At 40.1% G+C, this 973-nt stretch carries 1 protein-coding gene; it reads right to left on the bottom strand.

Annotation, left to right across the window (positions count from 1 at the left end; all coding sequences use genetic code 11):
* Positions 1-162: 162 nt before the first annotated feature.
* Entirely contained in the window at positions 163-789 is a 627-nt protein-coding gene (locus B4033_RS02775; protein WP_286831931.1) for a superoxide dismutase, read from the bottom strand.
* Positions 790-973: the final 184 nt, after the last annotated feature.

Here is a 973-nt window from a genome sequence, read left to right as displayed (position 1 = left end):
CTGAGCTATTGGAGAATCTGATGCGCATTTTAGGCAGGAAAAGAAAAGTCGTCAACCAATTAATCGAAAGAAATGAAATGTTTGCTTTATAAATATGCGTTTATAACTTAAAAATAAAAAAATCACCCACGAGGGGTGATTTTTTAGACTGGAAACAAAGAATTATTTCTCAACACCAGCAGCTTGACCTGCATATTTCGCATTTGCGTAGTCCCAGTTCACCAGGCTTTCCAGGAAAGTAGAGATGTATTTAGGACGAGCATTGCGGTAGTCGATGTAGTAAGCGTGTTCCCAAACGTCAATTGTCAACACAGCAATTTTACCGTGTGCCATTGGCGTATCAGCATTTGAAGTTTTCATGATAGAAAGCTGACCGTTTACTTCGTCAGCAACTAACCAAGCCCAACCTGAACCGAATTGAGTTGCAGCAGCATTGGCAAATTCTTCAGCGAATTTTTCGTAAGAGCCGAAAGCTTCATCAATTTTCGCAGCTAATGGGCCAGTTGCAGCACCACCGCCATTTTTTGCCATACAGTTCCAGTAGAACGTGTGGTTCCAAACTTGTGCAGCGTTATTGAAGATACCTGCTTTAGATGAATCGCCAGCAGAAGCCAGGATGATTTCTTCTAGAGTTTTGCCTTCAAGCTCAGTACCAGCGATCAGGTTGTTCAGGTTAACCACGTAAGTATTGTGGTGTTTGTCGTGATGGTATTCTAAAGTTTCTTTGCTGATGTGTGGAGCAAGATCTTCGTAGCCGTAAGGTAATGCTGGTAAAGTAATGGTTGTCATGTTTTCAATTCCTTGCATTTTGCTGGGTTTTGACAATAAGTGGCTTTATTGTAATAGAAAAACAGGCAGAAATGCGCATTGCAGATAAATAAGAATACAGAATAAAGCCTGAAATTATACGTATAAAGCCACTGTCAAATACCGTCAGGTGAAATTAAATCGGATTGTTTAATTCGAAATAACT

Source organism: Acinetobacter sp. UBA3132, assembly GCF_002364825.1.
Lineage (GTDB): Bacteria > Pseudomonadota > Gammaproteobacteria > Pseudomonadales > Moraxellaceae > Acinetobacter > Acinetobacter schindleri.
This window is presented reverse-complemented; position numbering and strand designations above follow the sequence as displayed.

Coding starts and splice junctions, on each gene's coding strand:
- B4033_RS02775 (WP_286831931.1), bottom strand. CDS start 789: ATGACAACCATTACTTTACCAGCATTACCTTACGGCTACGAAGATCTT.